This window comes from Citrobacter sp. TBCS-14, from assembly GCF_005280805.1.
Classification (GTDB): domain Bacteria; phylum Pseudomonadota; class Gammaproteobacteria; order Enterobacterales; family Enterobacteriaceae; genus Citrobacter; species Citrobacter gillenii.
Window position 1 is genome coordinate 1 of record NZ_SZWM01000185.1, and the last position, 20314, is coordinate 20314.

The window sequence follows — 20314 nt, forward strand, 5'->3', positions numbered from 1 at the left end:
TTTGAACCCCCGGTAGAGTTGCCCCTACTCCGGTTTTCGAGACCGGTCCATTCAGCCGCTCTGGCATCTCTCCGTTCTGGCGGTTGCCATAATGCCAGGTAATTTGGCATTTTAACAGACCCCGTTCCGTCAATTTCGTTCAAGTGACGAGTTTGCGAGCAAAACGATGATTAAGTGGCCCTGGAAAGAGCAAGAAACAACCCGGAATGATGACTGGCCGTGGGATGACGCCCTGGCAATTCCTCTTCTGGTGAATCTCACTGAGCAAGAACAAGCCAGACTTATCGCGCTGGCTGAACGTTTTTTACAGCAAAAAAGGTTAGTTGCACTGCAGGGATTTGAACTGGATCCGCTAAAAAGTGCGCGTATTGCTCTGCTTTTCTGTTTGCCCATTCTGGAATTGGGTATCGAGTGGCTCGATGGTTTTCATGAAGTTCTGATCTACCCTGCCCCGTTTGTCGTGGATGATGAATGGGAGGATGACATTGGATTGGTGCATAACCAACGCGTCGTTCAATCCGGGCAAAGCTGGCAGCAGGGGCCGATTATCCTGAACTGGCTCGATATTCAGGACTCCTTCGATGCCTCCGGTTTTAATCTGATTATCCATGAAGTGGCACATAAACTGGATATGCGCAATGGCGATCGCGCCAGCGGTATTCCGGCGATCCCGCTGCGGGATATCGCTGGCTGGGAACACGATTTGCATGCAGCAATGAATAATATTCAGGATGAAGTCGACCTGGTGGGTGAAACCGCTTGCAGTATAGACGCCTATGCGGCGACCGATCCTGCCGAATGTTTTGCCGTGTTATCTGAATATTACTTCAGCGCACCCGAGTTATTTGCGCCTCGTTTTCCTGCACTATGGCAGCGTTTTTCCCAGTTTTATCGGCAGAATCCCCTGCAACGACTACGCGATAACCGGGAAGATGAGAATAATCGCTCATCGAATGTGCATTAATACTGCATTTTGAGGATTAATTAACCAATTGAAATGACGTGCTAATTTTACTGTTGACACGTCATGGTGAGGTCAGTAATATGCGCCTCGTTCACACGATTCCTCTGTAGTTCAGTCGGTAGAACGGCGGACTGTTAATCCGTATGTCACTGGTTCGAGTCCAGTCAGAGGAGCCAAATTTAAGAAGCCTGCTTAGGAAACTAAGCAGGCTTTTTGCTTTATATCTGATAATCAATCATTACTTCATCATCTGGCCCCATCGCTTGTCGCTTGATCTCCTCCACGGATAACCCTGCATTGCATAACTCGATGAATCGCCAAACGTAATTACGTTGTAATTGACCGCGTTTCAAGCCAAGCCAGACAGTGTTGGCATCGAATAAATGCCGGGTATCAAGACGGGTGAGCGTCCCCTCTTCCTGTTCACCGCTGGATTGCTCCGCCACCAGCCCAATGCCCAGTCCCAGCGCCACATAGGTCTTGATCACATCAGAGTCCTGCGCGCTGAGGATAATATCTGGCAGTAATCCTTTGCGGGCAAATGCCTCATCAATACGTGAACGCCCGGTGATGCCCTGGCGGTAAGTAATAAGCGGCCAGCGAGCAATGGCCTCCAGCGTCAGCGGGGACGTCAGGACTAGCGGATGATCGTGAGGTACGAGCAGGCTGTGATGCCAACGAAACCATGGAAAAGCCACCAATAGGGGATCGCTGCTTAACCGCTCGCTGGCAATACCGATATCTGCCCCACCATTTTGCAATAGTGCGTCGATTTCCTGCGGCGTGCCCTGAATTAACTCCAGGCGAACTTCAGGGAAGAGTTCGCGAAACGCTTTAATCACCGCAGGCAGGCTATAACGTGCCTGCGTATGGGTAGTGGCAATCGTCAGCACTCCGGAAGTGTCATTGGTAAACAGATCGGCAAGTCGGCGAACATTGCTGACTTCATTGAGAATACGTTCAGCGATAACCAGCAGGGCTTTACCCGGTTCGGTCATACCAAGCAGGCGTTTACCACGGCGGATAAATATTTCGATACCCAGTTCATCTTCAAGCTCGCGAATATGGCGGCTTACCCCCGATTGCGAGGTATAAAGGATATTCGCGACCTCCGTCAGGTTGTAATCCTGACGTGCCGCTTCACGGATGATTTTAAGTTGCTGGAAATTCACTCTACACTCCGGATACATCAGACATTACGCTATTGTTAAAGTCTGATGACCGGCATAACAAATAATAAAAACCTGCATCTTATTCCTGCACGGAATAAGGTTTAACTCACTAACTGCAGTTCACGGTTTTCCAGTGCCGGGCTACCGACAAGCGACAACAGGATCTCTTTCACCGCCTGAGCCTGAGGCGATAAACTCCCCCTGGCCGACACGTTCAACGATAACGGCAAACTCATCGATGGGGTGGTAATACGCGCCATCCAGCCATTTGCCGCATTGCAGAGTGAACGAGCAGCGGACTCCGGTAAAACAGTCACCCCCATGCCACTGGCAATCGCTGCGGTTAAGGTGGAAATAGACTCAATTTCCCCAATCACTTTGGCCGTTAAACGGCGTAATGAAAATGCTTCATCTACACGTAAACGCACCGCGCTGTAATCCCGGGGAAGAAACAGATTCATCTGGGCTACAGCGGCTAAATCAACACTTTGCCCTGGACAATCTCGTGTGCCGACAAGGAAAAGATCCTCTTTTAGCAATGGCTGGCTAGTAATACCTGCGATCGGAGAACGTTCGTAGAGTACGGCCATGTCGAGCTGACCACTGAGCAACTTTTCGTTTAGCGCCGCTCCACTGTTCTCATGCAGGTAGATCAACACCTCTGGCAGTTCGGCGCGCACGGTCTGTAATAACGGCATGGTGATAGATGACGCTGCCGTCCCGGGGGCAAGGCCAATAGACACCTGGCCGCTCAAGGTCTGTCCGATATTACTGACGGCAAGCTGCGCCTGCTCGCACTGCCGCAAAATCGTGCGGGCGTGGGTATAAAGCACCTTTCCAGCGTCAGTCGGTGTCACGCCGCGCTTAGTACGAATCAGCAACTGTTGATCCAGTTCGCCTTCCAGCGTAGCAACCTGTTGGCTCAACGCGGGTTGCGCAATATGCAACACTTCCGCTGCCTGGGTCAGGCTACCAATATCGACGATTTTTACGAAATATTTCAGCCGTCTGAAGTTCATTTTGCCTCCTGTCGGAATACCAGAACCCGTGCTGGCAGTCATGTTCATCAGGTTTGCAAAATGCTTGCCAGTTTCGAGTGAGTACGGGCCACAGCGCTCAGTGCCCGTAAAACAAGGCCTGGAGGTCAATGATAAATATTCTTTACCCTGGCAGCCGTCTTTTCCTCTGCCCCACCACATGCTGTGGCGCACCAGAATAGGGCAACAATCTAAAAAGCGGGAAAGATCGCCGCTTTGTTGATTTTGTCAGCAAACAAACTCGCAATTGCATTTACCCCTTTGACAACACCCGCGCCCCTCGCTAATATGCGCCTCGTTCACACGATTCCTCTGTAGTTCAGTCGGTAGAACGGCGGACTGTTAATCCGTATGTCACTGGTTCGAGTCCAGTCAGAGGAGCCAAATTTAAGAAGCCTGCTTAGGAAACTAAGCAGGCTTTTTGTTTTTCTACTTTCTCTTTCGTCCTATTTGTCATCTTACTCCGTTGTAACAGATAAAATCGTTTTCTCTTCCCGCCTGTCGCGGTAGTCTCATCACAGTCGCTAATATATCGACTGCAATGTGCGTAACCTTATTCCAATACTAATAACAAAAAATCAGTACAGACAGGATAGCTATGGATTCCACCCTCATCTCCGCGAGTCCTCAGGAGGACTCCTCTTTACATCATCGCGATCGCGCTCGACGTGCCGCACTGGGCAGCTTCGCCGGTGCCGTGGTCGATTGGTATGATTTTCTGCTGTATGGCATCACCGCCGCGTTAGTCTTTAACCGCGAGTTTTTCCCGCAAGTCAGCCCGGCGATGGGCACGCTCGCGGCCTTTGCCACCTTTGGTGTCGGATTTTTATTCCGCCCATTAGGCGGAGTTATCTTCGGTCACTTCGGCGATCGTCTTGGCCGCAAACGTATGCTGATGCTTACCGTCTGGGTGATGGGTATTGCCACGGCGTTGATTGGCATCATCCCCTCTTTTGACACTATCGGTTGGTGGGCTCCAATACTGCTGGTAACACTACGCGCCATTCAGGGTTTTGCCGTCGGCGGCGAATGGGGCGGCGCGGCGTTACTCTCTGTCGAAAGCGCGCCAAAAAATAAAAAAGCCTTCTACAGCAGCGGCGTGCAAGTGGGTTATGGCGTTGGCCTATTGCTCTCGACCGGATTGGTTTCGCTGATCAGTTCACAAACAACCGATGAACAGTTCCTGAGTTGGGGCTGGCGCATCCCATTCCTGTTCAGCATCGTGCTGGTACTTGGTGCATTATGGATGCGTAACCGCATGGATGAATCAGCTGAGTTCGAGCAGCAAAAACAGGAACCTCTGCCCAAGAAAAAGCGGCTGCCGGTCGTTGAGGCGTTAATCCGTCATCCGGGCGCATTTTTAAAGATAATCGCCCTGCGCCTGTGTGAGCTGCTGACCATGTATATCGTCACCGCGTTTGCACTCAACTATTCCACGCAAAATCTGGGTCTACCGCGCGAGCTATTTCTGAATATCGGTCTGTTAGTTGGTGGGTTGAGCTGTCTGACCATCCCCTGTTTCGCCTGGCTTGCTGACCGCTTCGGCCGCCGACGGGTCTACATTACCGGCGCTCTGGTCGGCACGCTCTGTGCCTTTCCGTTCTTTATGGCCCTTGAGGCACAGTCTATCTTTTGGATTGTATTCTTCGCCATTATGCTGGCAAACATCGCCCACGACATGGTGGTCTGCGTGCAACAGCCGATGTTTACCGGGTTGTTTGGCGCCAGTTACCGTTACAGCGGTGCTGGCGTTGGCTATCAGGTAGCCAGCGTCGTTGGCGGCGGCTTTACCCCGTTTATTGCCGCGGCACTGGTGACCTTCTCGGGCGGAAACTGGCACAGTGTAGCCATATACCTGATGGCGGGGTGTCTTATTTCTGCCGCAACCGCAATTCTGATGAAAGATAAACCACACGGCTAAGCCATTCTACGAGGGCCGTTCGGCCTTCGCAGATTCTTCCTTAACGTCTGACTTTTGTTTCACATTCCTGTGACATACTATCGGGAGAGCAGCACATCTGTGGAACAAGGAGACAGACATGAACAACAAGGGCTCCAGCCTGACCCCGGCTCAGGCACTGGATAAACTGGACGCATTGTATGAGCAATCGGTTAAGGCTCTGCGTAGCGCCATTGGCAAGTACATTGAAACCGGGACGCTTCCTGACATCATCGCCCGAGATAAAGGTCTTTTTGTTTACCCTTCACTTTCTGTGACCTGGGATGGCAGCGCAACGAATCCTCCAAAAACACGCGCCTATGGCCGTTTTACCCATGCTGGCTGCTATACCACGACCATTACTCGCCCGTCTCTGTTCCGACCTTATCTTGAAGAACAGCTCACCCTGCTGTACCAGGATTACGATGCGCATATCTCTGTCGAACCGTCCCAGCACGAGATCCCCTACCCCTACGTGATAGACGGTTCTGAGTTGACGCTCGACCGCTCCATGAGCGCCGGATTAACGCGCCATTTCCCCACTACCGAACTGTCGCAGATTGGCGATGAAACCGCGGATGGAACATTTCACCCGGCAGAATTTTCTCCCCTGTCGCACTTCGACGCCCGACGTGTTGATTTTTCACTTGCACGCCTGCGCCATTACACCGGCACACCGGTAGAACATTTTCAGCCCTTCGTACTGTTCACCAACTACACTCGCTATGTCGATGAGTTTGTGCGCTGGGGCTGTAGCCAGATCCTCGACCCGGACAGTCCGTATATTGCGCTGTCATGCGCAGGTGGAATTTGGATTACCGCAGAAACTGAGGCACCGGAAGAGGCTATTTCCGATCTTGCCTGGAAGAAGCACCAGATGCCCGCCTGGCATTTAATCACCGCCGACGGTCAGGGGATCACACTGGTGAATATCGGCGTTGGCCCGTCAAACGCCAAAACCATTTGCGATCACCTGGCGGTCCTGCGTCCTGACGTCTGGCTAATGATTGGGCACTGTGGCGGCCTGCGTGAGAGCCAGGCCATAGGTGATTACGTTCTCGCCCACGCCTACCTACGCGACGACCACGTGCTGGATGCCGTACTGCCGCCAGATATTCCGATTCCGAGCATCGCCGAAGTCCAGCGCGCGCTGTATGACGCCACCAAAGAGGTCAGCGGCATGCCCGGTGAAGAGGTCAAACAGCGACTGCGTACCGGCACCGTCGTCACCACTGACGACCGTAACTGGGAGCTACGCTATTCTGCCTCTGCGCTGCGTTTTAACCTCAGTCGTGCCGTCGCTATCGATATGGAGAGCGCCACGATTGCCGCGCAGGGTTACCGTTTCCGCGTACCTTACGGCACCCTGCTTTGCGTCTCCGATAAACCGCTGCACGGAGAGATTAAACTGCCAGGCCAGGCCAACCGTTTTTATGAAGGTGCAATTTCCGAGCATCTGCAAATCGGTATTCGGGCAATCGATCGGCTTCGCGCCGAAGGCGATCGCCTGCATTCCCGCAAACTACGTACGTTCAACGAACCGCCGTTCCGTTAAGGCCTGAAGGTAACTATGCATAACTCAACGCCCCTTTCCGCCCTGCGCAATCTCCTGTTAGCACAGGGACTGGATGGTATGATTGTTCCACGCGCCGACGCTCATCAGAGTGAGGATTGCACACCACACGACAATAAACTGGCCTGGCTTACCGGCTTTAGCGGCTCAGCCGGTCTGGCACTGGTGCTTCGCGATCGCGCATTGATGTTTGTCGATGGACGTTACCAGGTCCAGGTCCGTAACGAAGTCTCCCTGGACGATTTCGAGATTCATCATTTACACGACGAGCCGCTAGCCGATTATTTGCAGACGCATGTGCCAGCAGGTACCCGCATTGGCTTTGAGCCTCTGCTGATGGTCAACAGCCAGTTTGAGGCGCTTTCGGCCACTCATTGCGAACTGGTCGCGCTGGAAACCGACCCCTTCGATACAGTTTGGCTCGACCGTCCGGCAGCCCCCTGCGGCATCATCCGCGAAATGCCCATTGAGATCAGCGGCGAAAGCAGTGCACAGAAACGCGCACGGATCGTCGAGCAACTTGCTCAGCAACAGGCTGACTTTCTGGCAATCACCCTGCCCGATAACATCGCCTGGCTGCTCAATATGCGCGGTTCAGATCTCAATATGGTTCCGGTGCCTTTTTCGTTTGCCTTGCTGCATCGCAGTGGTGAACTGGAGTGGTTTGTGGATGCCAACAAAACGCAGCAGTTACCCGAAGCGCTACTGAACGCATTAACGATTTCGCCACAAGAGGATTTTCTGTCTCGCTGCCAGCAACTTGCCCACGGGAAACGCTTCCTGGTCGATAAAGACTATGCACCGGTTGCACTGCGATTCGCCATTGAACAGCACGGTGGCGAACTCCTCTGGGCACCCGATCCCATAACGCTTATCAAAGCACATAAAAATGACACAGAACTGGCGGGTTATCGCGAATGTCATGAGCAGGATGGTGCCGCTTGGGTGAACTTCCTCGCCTGGCTGGCGCATGAAGTCCCCTTACGTGAGGCTGCGGGTAATCCGGTAACCGAACTGGAAGCCCAGGAAAAACAGTTGGCGTTTCGCCAGCAGCAGCCTGGGTTTATTGAGCAAAGTTTTGGTACGATCTCAGCATCAGCCAGCAATGCGGCAATGTGTCATTATCATTCCAGCGAAAAAACCAATACCCCCATCACCTCTCAGGCGATGTATTTAAATGATTCTGGTGGTCAGTATCAGAACGGCACTACGGATACAACGCGCACCCTCGCCTTTGGCCCGCAGGATCCACAGCGTCGACTGCATTACACTGCAGTGCTGAAAGGCTTTTTATCGCTGATCACGTTGCAATTCCCGAGCGGTACTCAGGGGCATCAACTGGATGCGTTTAGCCGTCGGGCACTTTGGGCGCTGGGCCTGGATTACGATCATGGCACCGGCCACGGTGTCGGACATCAGTTGTTGATCCACGAGCAGCCGCACCGCATTGCGAAGAAAGTGAATCCCTGGCCTCTGGTTGCGGGCAACATTATTACCATCGAACCAGGATATTATCTGGCCGGACAATACGGTATCCGTATTGAGAATCAGGTGGAAATTATCGACAGTCGCCCTGGCTTTTGCCGCTTCTCCACGTTGACGCTAGTGCCCATTGATTTGAATCTGGTTGAGTTGCATCTGCTGAGCGAGAGCGAAAAGCAGTGGATTGATGATTACCATCAGCAAGTCAGAGAAACCTTGTCACCGCGCGTAAACAGTGATGCTCGTCCATGGCTATTTGCTGCCACCGCGCCGATTCGTGTTCAGGCCAATTAATGCATTAAAAAAGGCAGCCCGCAGGCTGCCTTAGTTCTCCCCAACATCTTACGGCTTAACTGTTACGGATGTATTCATCCATTTCAGTTTTCAGGTTATCGGACTTGGTGCCGAAAATAGCCTGAACACCAGAACCCGCAACCACCACGCCTGCTGCACCCAGTTTCTTCAGGCCAGCCTGATCCACTTTGGCGACGTCAGCCACGCTGACACGCAGACGCGTAATGCACGCATCGAGGTTAGTGATGTTTTCTTTTCCGCCGAAAGCAGCAACCAGGGCCGGAGCCATTTCACCCGTTGCGCCCGCTTTGCTGTCTTCAGTCGCGTCTTCACGACCCGGTGTTTTCAGGTCCAGCGCTTTGATCAGCACACGGAAGATGGTGTAGTAGGCGATAGCATAGCCAGCACCGACAATTGGGAACAGCCACAGTTTGCTGCTGTTACCGGACAGAACGATAAAGTCGATCAGACCATGAGAGAACGACGTACCGTCACGCATACCCAGCAGGATACAGATCGGGAATGCCAGGCCTGCCAGAATCGCGTGGATGATGTACAGGATCGGCGCCACGAACATGAAGGAGAACTCGATCGGCTCGGTAATACCGGTCAGGAACGAGGTCAGCGCCGCGGAGATCATGATACCGCCCACTTTCGCGCGGTTTTCTGGTTTTGCAGAATGCCAGATAGCAATAGCGGCAGCCGGCAGACCGTACATTTTGAACAGGAAGCCACCAGACAGCATGCCCGCAGTCGGGTCACCCGCCATATAGCGAGGGATATCGCCGTGGAACACTTGGCCCGCAGCGTTGGTGTATTCGCCAATCTGCATCTGGAATGGAACGTTCCAGATATGGTGCAGACCAAACGGTACCAGGCAGCGTTCAATGAAGCCGTAGATACCGAACGCCACAACCGGGTTCTGGTATGCAGCCCATTGGGAGAATGTCTGGATAGCAGTACCGATCGGCGGCCAAATGAAGGACAGGACCACACCCGTAAAGATGGCAGCCAGACCAGAAATAATTGGAACGAAGCGCTTACCGGCAAAGAAGCCAAGATACTCAGGCAGTTTGATACGGTAGAAACGGTTGAACATATACGCTGCTATCGCACCGGAGATAATCCCCCCGAGAACACCCGTATCAGCAAGGTGTTTAGCTGCGATCTCTTCAGCAGGTAAATGCAGAACCAGCGGCGCAACCACAGCCATGGTCTTGACCATGATGCCGTAGGCAACCACTGAAGCCAGTGCGGAAACACCGTCATTGTTGGTGAAGCCTAACGCGACACCGATGGCAAAAATCAACGGCATGTTTGCAAAAACAGAACCGCCTGCTTCTGCCATAACGTGCGATACAACGGCTGGCAGCCAGCTGAAGTTAGCGGAACCGACGCCCAGCAGGATACCTGCGATCGGGAGTACGGATACCGGCAGCATCAGCGATTTACCGACCTTTTGCAGGTTAGCAAATGCATTCTTAAACATAATTAGGAGTGCTCCTGAGTATTTGTGCTTATACACTTCATCCTTCAAACCGCCTCAGTGTTGGCTGCGCTCGTTCATCCCAGTCACTTACTTAAGTAAGCTCCTGCAATTCACTCACTTGCCGCCTTGATGCTGCTTGAATGATTTTGCGTATTCTACGTTCTCACGCATTGGCGAGGGGGGAGAACCTCGCCGTGAACAGGGCATCTAAGTACCCTTTATTTATTACACAGAGTAAAATAATTCAGCTTATTTTTGTTTGACGGCTATCACAATTCAGCTGTGGATAGCCGTAAAATTCGCACAATCCGATAAAATGAGTATCTGAATGTGTCTAACTGGTTATTCACCGCCCATTTTATGGCGGTGAACTTTACTCGGTTTACTTATTAATTACGAGCTTTAAAAAAACTCAATTAACGGATAGATTGCAGGCGAGAAGCGTTGATGTGAAACAGGCGGGCAAAGTTATCAGTGGTGATTTGCGCCAGTTCTTCAACGGCAACACCTTTCAATACGGCCATATACTCTGCGACATCACGAACCATGGCGGGCTGGTTCTCTTTACCACGATGCGGTACCGGCGCAAGGTACGGAGAGTCAGTCTCAACTAACAAGCGATCCAAAGGAACATAGCGCGCGGCGTCGCGTAACTGTTCGGCGTTACGGAACGTGACGATGCCGGAAAAAGAGATATAGAATCCGAGATCCAGCAATTTGCCCGCAGTTTCCCTGTCCTCTGTAAAACAGTGTAGTACGCCGCCACAATCCGTCACGTTTTCTTCTCGCAGAATCGATAGCGTATCGGCTCGCGCATCACGGGTATGGACGATCACTGGTTTTTGCAGTTCGCGGCCAATCTGAATGTGATGAATGAACGACTCCTGCTGACGCACTTTGGTTTCCGGGGTGTAGAAATAGTCCAGCCCGGTTTCCCCCATCGCCACCACGCCGTCTTCCGCGGCAAAGCGACGCAGGTCTTCTACATCATAGGTTTCATCCTGATTTAACGGATGTACACCGCAGGAGAACACCACATTATCGCGCTCGCCAACCAGGTCGCGCATATTGCGGTATCCGGGTAAGGTGGTCGCTACGGCAAGACAAAACTTCACATCACGCGCTGCCGCTTTCGCCAGCACGTCATCCACGTCCTTATGCAGAGATTGATAATCCAGGCCATCAAGATGGCAGTGTGAGTCGACTAAAAACATAATGTCTCTCTCAAAGATGGGGAACAGGCAGTACGGCGCCTGGTTGCAGGTAATGCTCAATACGCAGGATAAGATCGGTTAATACCAGTTCACGATTGACGCCCGTCACGTTGAGCAGTTGCTGACGGCAGTGGCACACATCACCCAGCATCGCCTGAATCTGCGCCACGGAGAACCGTTCAGCAATGGATGAAATCAACGCCAGTGCATCAGGGTTAGTTAAATGGGCAGCACCATACGGACGTTTGAGCGCATCCGTAAACAGCGTTGCCAGCCAGTGTAAGCGGGCTGCAGCTTGTTCATGGTTGAGCGCCGCCAGCAGCTGATACCAGTCGCCGGAATGCAAGGTGTTCGCCAGTGCCGCGCAAAAATCGCTACGGTGCGCCCAGCTTTCTGCCTGAAGCAACATTAGTGCCGCTCCAGGAGACCCGGCGCTCAGGCGTAGTGCGCTAAGAAGTGCATCCTGCGGGGCAGTCACTTCGCGGGCCAACCAGGAAACCGCATACGATTCCTCCGGGGGAGCAAGGTGATGCAATCGACAACGGCTGCGTAATGTGGCAAGTAAGCGTGCCGGCTCGGTAGTAGCCAGGAAAAACCACGTTTGCGCCGGCGGCTCTTCTAACGTCTTTAGCAGGGCATTGGCTGCCGCATCCGTTAACTGGGCAGCATCGGGGATCCACACCACTTTGGCACCGCCCAGACGCGAATGTTCGTACAGCTTTTCAGTGACTTCACGCACCGCGTCAACACCCAGCGTGTTCTTTCCTTTTTCCGGCAGCAGAGAATAATAGTCAGGATGCGTTCCTGCCTGCATCAACTGGCAACCACGGCAACGTCCGCAGCTTTTATGCCCTTCCGGCTGCTGGCACATCAGATAGCGACTCAGGGCGTAAATCAGCGCGTCGTCACCCATACCGGGTAACGCCTGAATCAGTAACGCATGGTGACCGCGACCCGCCAGGTAACTGGCGACAAGTTTTTCAAAATCGGGTCGTAACCATGGATACCATTTCATGCGCCCTGCTCCTGTACCCAGTGGGTAATGGTGCTACGGATATCATTCATGACAGCTTCAAGCGGCTGCGTGGCATCTATGGTACGGATACTGGGATCTATCGCCGCCAGTTCCAGATAGCGGGCACGGGTGCGATTAAAGAAGTCAAAAGACTCCTGTTCAATGCGGTCCAGCTCACCACGAGCACGGGCACGCTTTAAACCCACTTCAGGCGTCACATCCAGATAGAGCGTCAGGTCCGGGCGAAAATCACCGAGTACCGCATCACGCAGAGTGGCCAGCATCGTTTGGTCGATGCCACGGCCACCGCCCTGATAGGCCTGGGTCGACAGATCGTGACGGTCGCCAATCACCCAGGCACCTTTTGCCAACGCAGGCTTAATGACGGTTTCGACCAGCTGAACACGTGCGGCGTAGAACATCAGCACTTCCGCTTTATCGGTAATCACTTCGTCACCGACCGACTTGATGTCCAGCACCAGGCTTCTTAATTTCTCTGCCAGCTGGGTCCCACCTGGCTCGCGGGTAAACACCATGTCGCGGATACCGAGTTGCTCAAGTGTCTCCACCACTACATCCCGCGCGGTAGTTTTTCCGGCGCCTTCCAGGCCCTCGATGACGATATAATTACTGCCCATTTTTTTCCTTAAGCACTTTCAGATAATCCTGCACAGATCGGTTGTGGCTGGCAAGATTGGTATTAAACGTGTGACCACCTTTACCGTCAGCCACGAAATAGAGATACGGTGTATTTGCCGGATGCGCGGCGGCCTGCAATGAGGCTTCGCCCGGCATAGCAATCGGGCCTGGCGGCAGCCCGGTAATGGTGTAGGTGTTATACGCAGTCGGCGTTTCCAGGTCGGCGCGCGACAATTTACCATTATACCGTGTGCCCATCCCGTAAATCACGGTCGGATCGGTCTGTAAGCGCATGCCAATACGTAAACGGTTTATAAACACCGAGGCCACCTGATCGCGCTCGCTGGCGACAGCGGTTTCTTTTTCAATAATAGAGGCCATGGTCACCAGCTGATTTTTGTCGGTGTACGGTAGACCTTCGGCACGCCCTTCCCAGGCAGTATCAACAGCTTTGACCATTTTCTGGTGTGCACGCTTCAGCAGCGCCACATCCGAGGTGTTGGCGGTATACATCCAGGTATCCGGCCAGAACCAGCCTTCCACCCATTCCGGGTTCTCCAGCTTCAGCGCCTCGGCAACGGTAGCGTAGTTGTCGTCGCTCAATGTGTGCTTGATATAGGGCGCATCGCGCAGCTGTTTAAGGTAATCACTCAGGCGCATGCCCTCAACCAGACGTAATGGGAACTGTGCTTCTTTTCCGCTTTCCAGCAGTTGCAACATTTCCCGTACAGTCATATCAGGCGTCAACCGGTAGGTCCCGGCTTTAAAATGCGAAAGGTCGGGTTCAATACGCAGTAACCACTGGAATACGCGTGGACGATTAATCACCTTATCTGCATACAGCTGCTCACCCAGAGCCAGACGACCCGTGCCCGCTTTCAGCGTAAAAATCGTTTCATCTTTAATCAATAATTTACTGTCCGCCAGATGGCGAACTTTCCACATTCCCACACCCGTGGCAATGCCCAGCACAACCAGCAATAAAACAACAACGCGTAACAATTTTTTCATGACTAATTTGGGTGCTCACAAAGTGGGGCTAAAAAATCGAATAACAAACGTGAAGACAACATCCTGTCACCACAGGCACGCACAGGAACCACCGGCATTAATGCATTACAGACAACCATCTCATCCGCCTGCATCACGTCCTCTTCCCGCGCATACACGTCGACAATCTTGAACGGTGATTGTGCCAGCATCCGCATACAGAATTGTCGCATAATGCCGTTCACGCCAGCCTGATCCAGTCGAGGAGTATAAACGACATCGTCTTTACGCCAGAACACATTAGCCGCACAGCATTCCGTAACCCATCCCTCACTGTCAAGAACCAGCGCTTCATCGGCGTCTGTCTGCTCAAGATGAGAACGAATCAGCACCTGCTCCAGTCGGTTCAAGTGTTTAATTCCGGCAAGCATCGGATTGCGCCCCAGACGCACAGGACTTACAGCCAGAACAATCCCATCGTTCTGCCAACAAGCGTAATGTGTGGGAAAGGCAGAAGTAGAGAGAATACGCGTAGGCGAATGACAGTTCGCGCCACTATAGCCCCTGCCCCCGCTACCACGACTGATGATCACTTTCAGTACACCACGTGTATGCCCGACCGCCAGCATTTGCATTTCATCTTGCAGTTCTGACCACTTATCGAAGGGGATCAGCAATTTTTTGCATGCGTCGTCTAAACGCTGGAGATGCGCCGAAAGAAAACACACATTACCATCGACAATTCGCGCAGTGGTAAAACATCCGTCACCAAACTGCGTCGCACGATCGCTTGCAACCAACGTGCCCTGCTCACGGCCATTAATTAAGAACATGGTGGCTCCTTATTCGTGGTCCGCTAGTTTGGCAGGATGCCAAAGCCAGGACAAGGTCGAAAAATCGAATAAAAAAAGGCCCGCAAGCGGACCTTTTTTATGACGCCAGGTAAGTTACCTGCGGGACTTAGATCTTTTTAAAGATCACCGAACCGTTAGTACCACCAAAGCCGAAGGAGTTACAAAGAGCATATTCCATGCCGCTGACCTGACGTGCTTCGTGCGGAACAAAGTCCAGGTCACAACCTTCATCCGGGTTATCCAGGTTGATGGTTGGTGGAACCGCCTGATCGCGCAGCGCCAGAATAGAGAAAATAGACTCTACCGCGCCCGCCGCACCCAACAGGTGTCCGGTCATGGATTTGGTCGAACTGACCATCACGCTACGTGCCGCATCACCAAAGACGGATTTCACTGCCTGAGTTTCCGCTTTATCGCCTGCTGGTGTAGACGTGCCATGTGCGTTGACATAGGCAATCTGACCGGGTTCGATAGCCGCGTCACGTAATGCGTTGACCATCGCCAGTGCAGCACCCGCGCCGTTTTCCGGCGGCGAAGTCATATGGTAAGCATCGCTGCTCATCCCAAAACCGACCACTTCAGCGTAAATTTTTGCACCACGCGCTTTTGCATGCTCGTACTCTTCCAGTACCACCATACCAGCGCCGTCGCCCAGCACAAAACCGTCACGCTCTTTGTCCCACGGACGGCTTGCCGCTTGCGGGTTATCATTACGCGTAGACAGCGCACGTGCTGCGCCAAAACCACCCACACCCAGCGGTGTACTGGCTTTTTCAGCACCACCCGCAACCATCGCGTCTGCGTCGCCGTATGCAATGATACGCGCGGCATGACCGATGTTATGCACGCCTGAAGTGCAGGCGGTAGCGATGGAGATGCTTGGCCCTTGCAGGCCGTACATGATGGTCAAGTGACCGGCCACCATGTTAACAATCGTCGACGGAACGAAGAATGGACTGATCTTACGTGGTCCACCGTTTACCAGCGAGGTATGGTTTTCTTCGATAAGACCGAGACCACCAATACCGGAGCCAATAGCGGCGCCAACACGGTGAGCGTTCTCTTCCGTAATTTCGAGACCAGAATCCTGCATGGCCTGAACGCCAGCGACAATTCCATATTGAATGAAGGCATCCATCTTGCGCTGTTCTTTGCGCGAGATAATGTCATCACAGTTAAAATCCTTTACTAAGCCAGCAAATTTCGTTGCATAGGCGCTAGTATCGAAATGGTCGATCAGGCTGATGCCACTCTGACCGGCAAGGAGAGCTTTCCAGGTAGACTCTACGGTATTGCCGACAGGAGACAACATGCCCAGTCCGGTCACAACTACACGACGCTTAGACACGGTTGTCCTCCAGGGAGGGAAAATAATTCAAGTGGGATAAAAAGATAAAACTCAGGCGGTCGAATGACCGCCTGGAGATGTTCACTTACGCCTGGTGACCGTTGATGTAATCAATGGCAGCCTGAACGGTAGTGATTTTCTCAGCTTCTTCATCCGGAATCTCAGTATCAAACTCTTCTTCCAGAGCCATTACCAGCTCAACGGTGTCAAGAGAATCTGCGCCCAGGTCTTCAACGAAGGAAGCATTGTTGGTTACTTCTTCCTGCTTAACGCCCAGCTGTTCGCCGATAATTTTCTTAACGCGTTCTTCGATAGTGCTCATACTCTTAAATTTCCTATCAAAACTCGCTTTCGCGATGGTTTTCGTAGTGTATAAAATGTTGAAAAATTTGCAACTAAATCCCGGCAGGTCTTACCACGATTTTGCGTTATTTTGAGGGCATTCACCCTAATAACGCAAATTTTTTTATCTCGTGGTTAAACCATGTACATCCCGCCGTTGACATGCAAAGTCTCACCTGTGATGTAACTTGCTTCGTCAGAAGCTAAAAATGCAACCGCATTGGCGATTTCATTTGGGGAGCCAAGGCGCCCCGCAGGAACTGCCGCCAGCGTACCCGCACGCTGTTCATCAGTCAGCGCACGCGTCATGTCCGTTTCAATAAAGCCCGGAGCAACAACGTTTACAGTAATGCCACGAGACGCAACTTCACGCGCCAGTGATTTACTGAAGCCGATCAAACCCGCTTTCGCCGCAGCGTAGTTGGCCTGACCCGCATTTCCCATGGTACCAACCACAGAACCAATAGTGATAATACGACCATGACGCTTTTTCATCATAGCGCGCATTACCGCTTTTGACAGACGGAAAACAGATGACAGGTTGGTTTCGATGATATCGTTCCACTCGTCATCTTTCATGCGCATTAACAGGTTATCACGAGTAATCCCGGCATTATTAACCAGAATATCGACTTCCCCAAATTCTGCGCGAATATTTCCCAGAACAGATTCGATAGATGCAGGATCGGTCACATTCAACACCAGACCTTTACCATTTGCACCTAAGTAATCGCTAATGGCCTGCGCACCGCTTTCGCTGGTTGCAGTGCCGATCACTTTCGCGCCACGGGCAACGAGTGTTTCAGCAATTGCGCGGCCAATGCCACGGCTTGCACCGGTAACCAGCGCGATTTTTCCTTCAAAACTCATGGTTTTCCTCTTTTATTGCGCAAGCGCCGCAGTCAGCGCCGCCGGCTCATTCAATGCCGAAGCAGTCAGGGTATCAACAATACGTTTTGTCAGACCCGTGAGGACTTTACCCGGCCCCACTTCATACAGATGCTCTACGCCCTGGGACGCCATAAACTCGACGGTTTTGGTCCACTGAACCGGGCTGTACAGTTGGCGAACCAGCGCATCGCGGATCGCGTCTGCGTGGGTTTCGCACTTCACATCGACATTGTTCACAACCGGAACGGTCGGTGCGTTAAAAGTGATCTTCTGCAGTTCAACGGCCAGTTTTTCTGCTGCTGGTTTCATCAACGCGCAGTGAGACGGCACGCTAACCGGCAGCGGCAGAGCACGTTTCGCACCTGCAGCTTTACATGCTGCACCTGCACGTTCTACGGCTTCTTTATGCCCGGCAATCACCACCTGGCCCGGTGAGTTAAAGTTAACCGGTGATACAACCTGACCTTCTGCTGACTCTTCACAGGCTTTCGCGATGGACGCATCGTCCAGGCCGATGATAGCAGACATGCCGCCCGTACCTTCCGGCACCGCTTCCTGCATGAATTTGCCACGCAGTTCAACCAGGCGTACGGCATCAGCAAAGTTGATGACACCCGCGCATACCAACGCGGAGTATTCACCCAGGCTATGCCCGGCCATCAGCGCAGGCGTTGCGCCACCCTGCTGCTGCCACACGCGGTACAATGCAACAGAGGCCGTTAACAGCGCTGGCTGCGTTTGCCAGGTTTTATTCAGTTCTTCTGCTGGTCCCTGCTGGGTAAGTGCCCACAGATCATAGCCCAGCGCAGCTGAAGCTTCAGCAAAAGTTTCTTCAACAATGGGGTAGGCTGCAGCCATTTCAGACAACATCCCAACGGTTTGAGATCCCTGACCCGGGAACACAAATGCAAATTGCGTCATGTTAAAATCCTTATACTAGAAACGAACCAGCGCCGAGCCCCAGGTGAATCCACCCCCGAAGGCCTCAAGCAATATCAGCTGACCGGCTTTAATTCGCCCGTCGCGGACGGCTTCGTCCAACGCACATGGAACGGAAGCGGCTGACGTATTGCCATGTCTGTCCAGCGTAACCACGACATTATCCATCGACATGCCCAGCTTTTTCGCCGTCGCGCTGATAATGCGCAAGTTTGCCTGGTGCGGTACCAACCAGTCCAGGGCAGAACGGTCGAGATTATTCGCTGCCAGCGTTTCATCAACGATGTGTGCAAGCTCGGTAACCGCCACTTTAAAGACTTCGTTACCCGCCATGGTCAGATGAATCGGATTCTCCGGATTCACACGATCGGCATTCGGCAGTGTCAACAGTTCGCCATAGCGACCATCAGCATGCAAATGAGTGGAGAGAATGCCTGGCTCTTCTGAGGCACTCAGTACCACCGCGCCAGCACCATCACCAAAAATAATGATCGTCCCGCGATCGGTCGGATCACAAGTACGCGCCAGCACATCAGACCCGATCACCAGCGCGTGCTTCACTGCGCCGGACTTAACGTACAGGTCAGCCACGCTCAGGGCATAAGTAAAACCGGCGCAGGCAGCCGCGACGTCAAACGCCGGGCAGCCTTTAATTTCCAGCATACTTTGGATCTGGCACGCCGCACTCGGAAAAGCGTGCGTTGATGATGTGGTCGCAACCACAATCAGACCAATTTGATCTTTATCGATGCCAGCCATTTCAAGTGCGCGGTTTGCGGCGGCAAAGCCCATCGTCGCAACGGTTTCATTGGGCGCGGCAATATGGCGTTCACGGATACCTGTACGAGTGACAATCCACTCATCAGATGTCTCGACCATTTTTTCCAAATCGGCGTTAGTACGCACGTGTTCAGGCAGATAGCTGCCAGTACCAATAATCTTCGTATACATGTACGCTCAGTCACTTTTTGGTTATATACCGCTACGAACAAATCACGGGTAGGTAGGCTACGCTCTCGACCGCACTATCATCTGCGCGCCCGCGAGCGTGTCGTTTCGCCACCATCCAGCAGTTCGAATCCAGCTGGGTATACAGATTCCAGGCGAGCGGCAATTCGCTGAGGAACTTGTCGCTGCACCGCCTGCACTGCCTGTTCAATCGCGACTTCAAATGCTCGCTGATTGGCCGCACCATGACTTTTTATCACTGTGCCGCGCAATCCTAACAGACAGGCGCCATTATACTGGTCGGGGTTGAGGTGACTGAATCGCCTCGTTAGGCTTTTTTGTAACCAACGTTTTAATAAAAGCAGCCACCACGACCGTTTTTTGCCCTCACCCTGAGATTTCAGCAGTGAAAGGAACATTCTTACAACACCTTCCATCGTCTTTAATGTGACATTGCCTGTAAAGCCGTCACAAACCAACACATCGGTTTTGCCAGTCAACAACTCATTGGCTTCAAGATAGCCGATATAGTTAATGGAAGGGATTGTTTTTAGCACAGCAGAAGCATCCCGAATACTGTCGAGACCCTTAGTTTCTTCTTCACCGATATTAAGCAATGCAACGCGAGGGCTGGCAATCCCAACCACCTCTTCTGCCAGCACGGAACCCATGACGGCAAATTGCACCAACATCGTACTGTCGCAATCAACGTTAGCGCCGAGATCCAGCACCACCGTTTTGCCCTTCTGCTGATGCGGCAACACCGTCACCAACGCAGGTCGCTCAATCCCCTCAAGGGGTTTGAGTAATAACTTCGCCAGTCCCATTAGCGCGCCCGTATTACCGGCGCTCACACAGGCTTCTGCACGACCTTCTTTCACGAGCTCCAGGGCAACACGCATAGAGCTACCACGACTGGCGCGGATAGCCTGCGAGGGCCGGGCATCACTGGCAATAACTGACTGAGCAGGGATAATCTGCAGACGTGAACGTTGTTCGAAGTCAGCTTTGGCAAGTAATGGCGTGATTGTATCGGGATCCCCGACTAAAAGAAGTGTGAGTTGCGAATTAGAATTCAGTGCCTGCAGTGCTGCAGGCACTGTCACGGTAGGGCCAAAATCGCCCCCCATGACATCTAACGCCAGGGTTAGACGTGTCAAGGTATCGTCGCTGCTCGGTTAGGT

At 52.7% G+C, this 20314-nt stretch carries 18 protein-coding genes and 2 tRNA genes; 6 read left to right on the forward strand and 14 right to left on the reverse strand.

The window, feature by feature from the left end; genetic code table 11:
• The first annotated feature begins 166 nt into the window (after positions 1-166).
• Complete coding sequence (gene mtfA, locus FDX22_RS08670) at positions 167-964, forward strand: DgsA anti-repressor MtfA (RefSeq protein ID WP_146717054.1); 798 nt, start codon at positions 167-169, stop codon at positions 962-964.
• Positions 965-1064: 100 nt separating this feature from the next.
• Positions 1065-1140, forward strand: a tRNA-Asn gene (locus tag FDX22_RS08675).
• 42 nt (positions 1141-1182) lie between these two features.
• Here FDX22_RS08675 and cbl read toward each other — a convergent pair.
• Positions 1183-2136: an HTH-type transcriptional regulator Cbl gene (gene cbl, locus FDX22_RS08680; protein ID WP_146717055.1), complete on the reverse strand. Its 954-nt coding sequence runs from the start codon at positions 2134-2136 to the stop codon at positions 1183-1185.
• Positions 2137-2237: 101 nt separating this feature from the next.
• Positions 2238-3155, reverse strand: coding sequence for a nitrogen assimilation transcriptional regulator NAC (nac, locus tag FDX22_RS08685; protein WP_115258850.1), 918 nt, complete (start codon positions 3153-3155; stop codon positions 2238-2240).
• 326 nt (positions 3156-3481) lie between these two features.
• Here nac and FDX22_RS08690 point away from each other — a divergent pair.
• From FDX22_RS08690 to FDX22_RS08705, 4 genes are all read left to right on the forward strand, one after another.
• A tRNA-Asn gene (locus FDX22_RS08690) sits at positions 3482-3557 on the forward strand.
• Between the two features lie 214 nt (positions 3558-3771).
• On the forward strand, positions 3772-5094 hold the full coding sequence (gene shiA / locus FDX22_RS08695; protein ID WP_146717056.1) for a shikimate transporter: 1323 nt from the start codon (positions 3772-3774) through the stop codon (positions 5092-5094).
• 118 nt (positions 5095-5212) lie between these two features.
• A complete protein-coding gene (locus FDX22_RS08700; RefSeq protein ID WP_115258852.1) occupies positions 5213-6667 on the forward strand; it encodes an AMP nucleosidase in 1455 nt (484 codons plus the stop codon).
• 15 nt (positions 6668-6682) lie between these two features.
• On the forward strand, positions 6683-8461 hold the full coding sequence (locus FDX22_RS08705; protein WP_146717057.1) for an aminopeptidase P family protein: 1779 nt from the start codon (positions 6683-6685) through the stop codon (positions 8459-8461).
• Between the two features lie 55 nt (positions 8462-8516).
• Here FDX22_RS08705 and ptsG read toward each other — a convergent pair whose 3' ends face one another.
• From ptsG to plsX, 12 genes are all read right to left on the reverse strand, one after another.
• Positions 8517-9950 carry a PTS glucose transporter subunit IIBC gene (gene ptsG / locus FDX22_RS08710; protein ID WP_096757538.1) on the reverse strand — a complete coding sequence of 478 codons (1434 nt, stop codon included), beginning with the start codon at positions 9948-9950 and terminating at the stop codon, positions 8517-8519.
• 416 nt (positions 9951-10366) lie between these two features.
• Entirely contained in the window at positions 10367-11164 is a 798-nt protein-coding gene (locus FDX22_RS08715; protein WP_135912250.1) for a metal-dependent hydrolase, read from the reverse strand.
• A 10-nt stretch (positions 11165-11174) separates the two neighbouring features.
• Entirely contained in the window at positions 11175-12179 is a 1005-nt protein-coding gene (gene holB / locus FDX22_RS08720; protein WP_146717058.1) for a DNA polymerase III subunit delta', read from the reverse strand.
• A complete protein-coding gene (tmk, locus tag FDX22_RS08725; RefSeq protein WP_115258856.1) occupies positions 12176-12817 on the reverse strand; it encodes a dTMP kinase in 642 nt (213 codons plus the stop codon). Before tmk ends, holB begins: the two co-directional genes overlap by 4 nt.
• Positions 12807-13829, reverse strand: a complete 1023-nt coding sequence (gene yceG, locus FDX22_RS08730; RefSeq protein WP_146717059.1) for a cell division protein YceG — start codon at positions 13827-13829, stop codon at positions 12807-12809. The genes tmk and yceG overlap by 11 nt, the downstream gene beginning before the upstream one ends.
• Before the next feature lie 2 nt (positions 13830-13831).
• The gene (gene pabC / locus FDX22_RS08735; RefSeq protein ID WP_135912251.1) at positions 13832-14641 is read right to left on the reverse strand and encodes an aminodeoxychorismate lyase; all 810 of its coding nucleotides are present in this window, start codon (positions 14639-14641) and stop codon (positions 13832-13834) included.
• A 127-nt stretch (positions 14642-14768) separates the two neighbouring features.
• Positions 14769-16010, reverse strand: a complete 1242-nt coding sequence (gene fabF / locus FDX22_RS08740; RefSeq protein ID WP_115258859.1) for a beta-ketoacyl-ACP synthase II — start codon at positions 16008-16010, stop codon at positions 14769-14771.
• 85 nt (positions 16011-16095) lie between these two features.
• Positions 16096-16332 (reverse strand): acyl carrier protein, encoded by a 237-nt coding sequence (acpP, locus tag FDX22_RS08745; protein ID WP_000103754.1) that lies wholly within the window; start codon positions 16330-16332, stop codon positions 16096-16098.
• 155 nt (positions 16333-16487) lie between these two features.
• The gene (fabG, locus tag FDX22_RS08750) at positions 16488-17222 is read right to left on the reverse strand and encodes a 3-oxoacyl-ACP reductase FabG (protein ID WP_096757545.1); all 735 of its coding nucleotides are present in this window, start codon (positions 17220-17222) and stop codon (positions 16488-16490) included.
• Between the two features lie 12 nt (positions 17223-17234).
• Positions 17235-18164 carry an ACP S-malonyltransferase gene (gene fabD / locus FDX22_RS08755; RefSeq protein ID WP_096757546.1) on the reverse strand — a complete coding sequence of 310 codons (930 nt, stop codon included), beginning with the start codon at positions 18162-18164 and terminating at the stop codon, positions 17235-17237.
• Between the two features lie 15 nt (positions 18165-18179).
• Positions 18180-19133, reverse strand: coding sequence for a beta-ketoacyl-ACP synthase III (locus tag FDX22_RS08760; protein WP_137400370.1), 954 nt, complete (start codon positions 19131-19133; stop codon positions 18180-18182).
• Between the two features lie 77 nt (positions 19134-19210).
• Positions 19211-20290, reverse strand: a complete 1080-nt coding sequence (gene plsX, locus FDX22_RS08765) for a phosphate acyltransferase PlsX (protein ID WP_096759432.1) — start codon at positions 20288-20290, stop codon at positions 19211-19213.
• Positions 20291-20314: the final 24 nt, after the last annotated feature.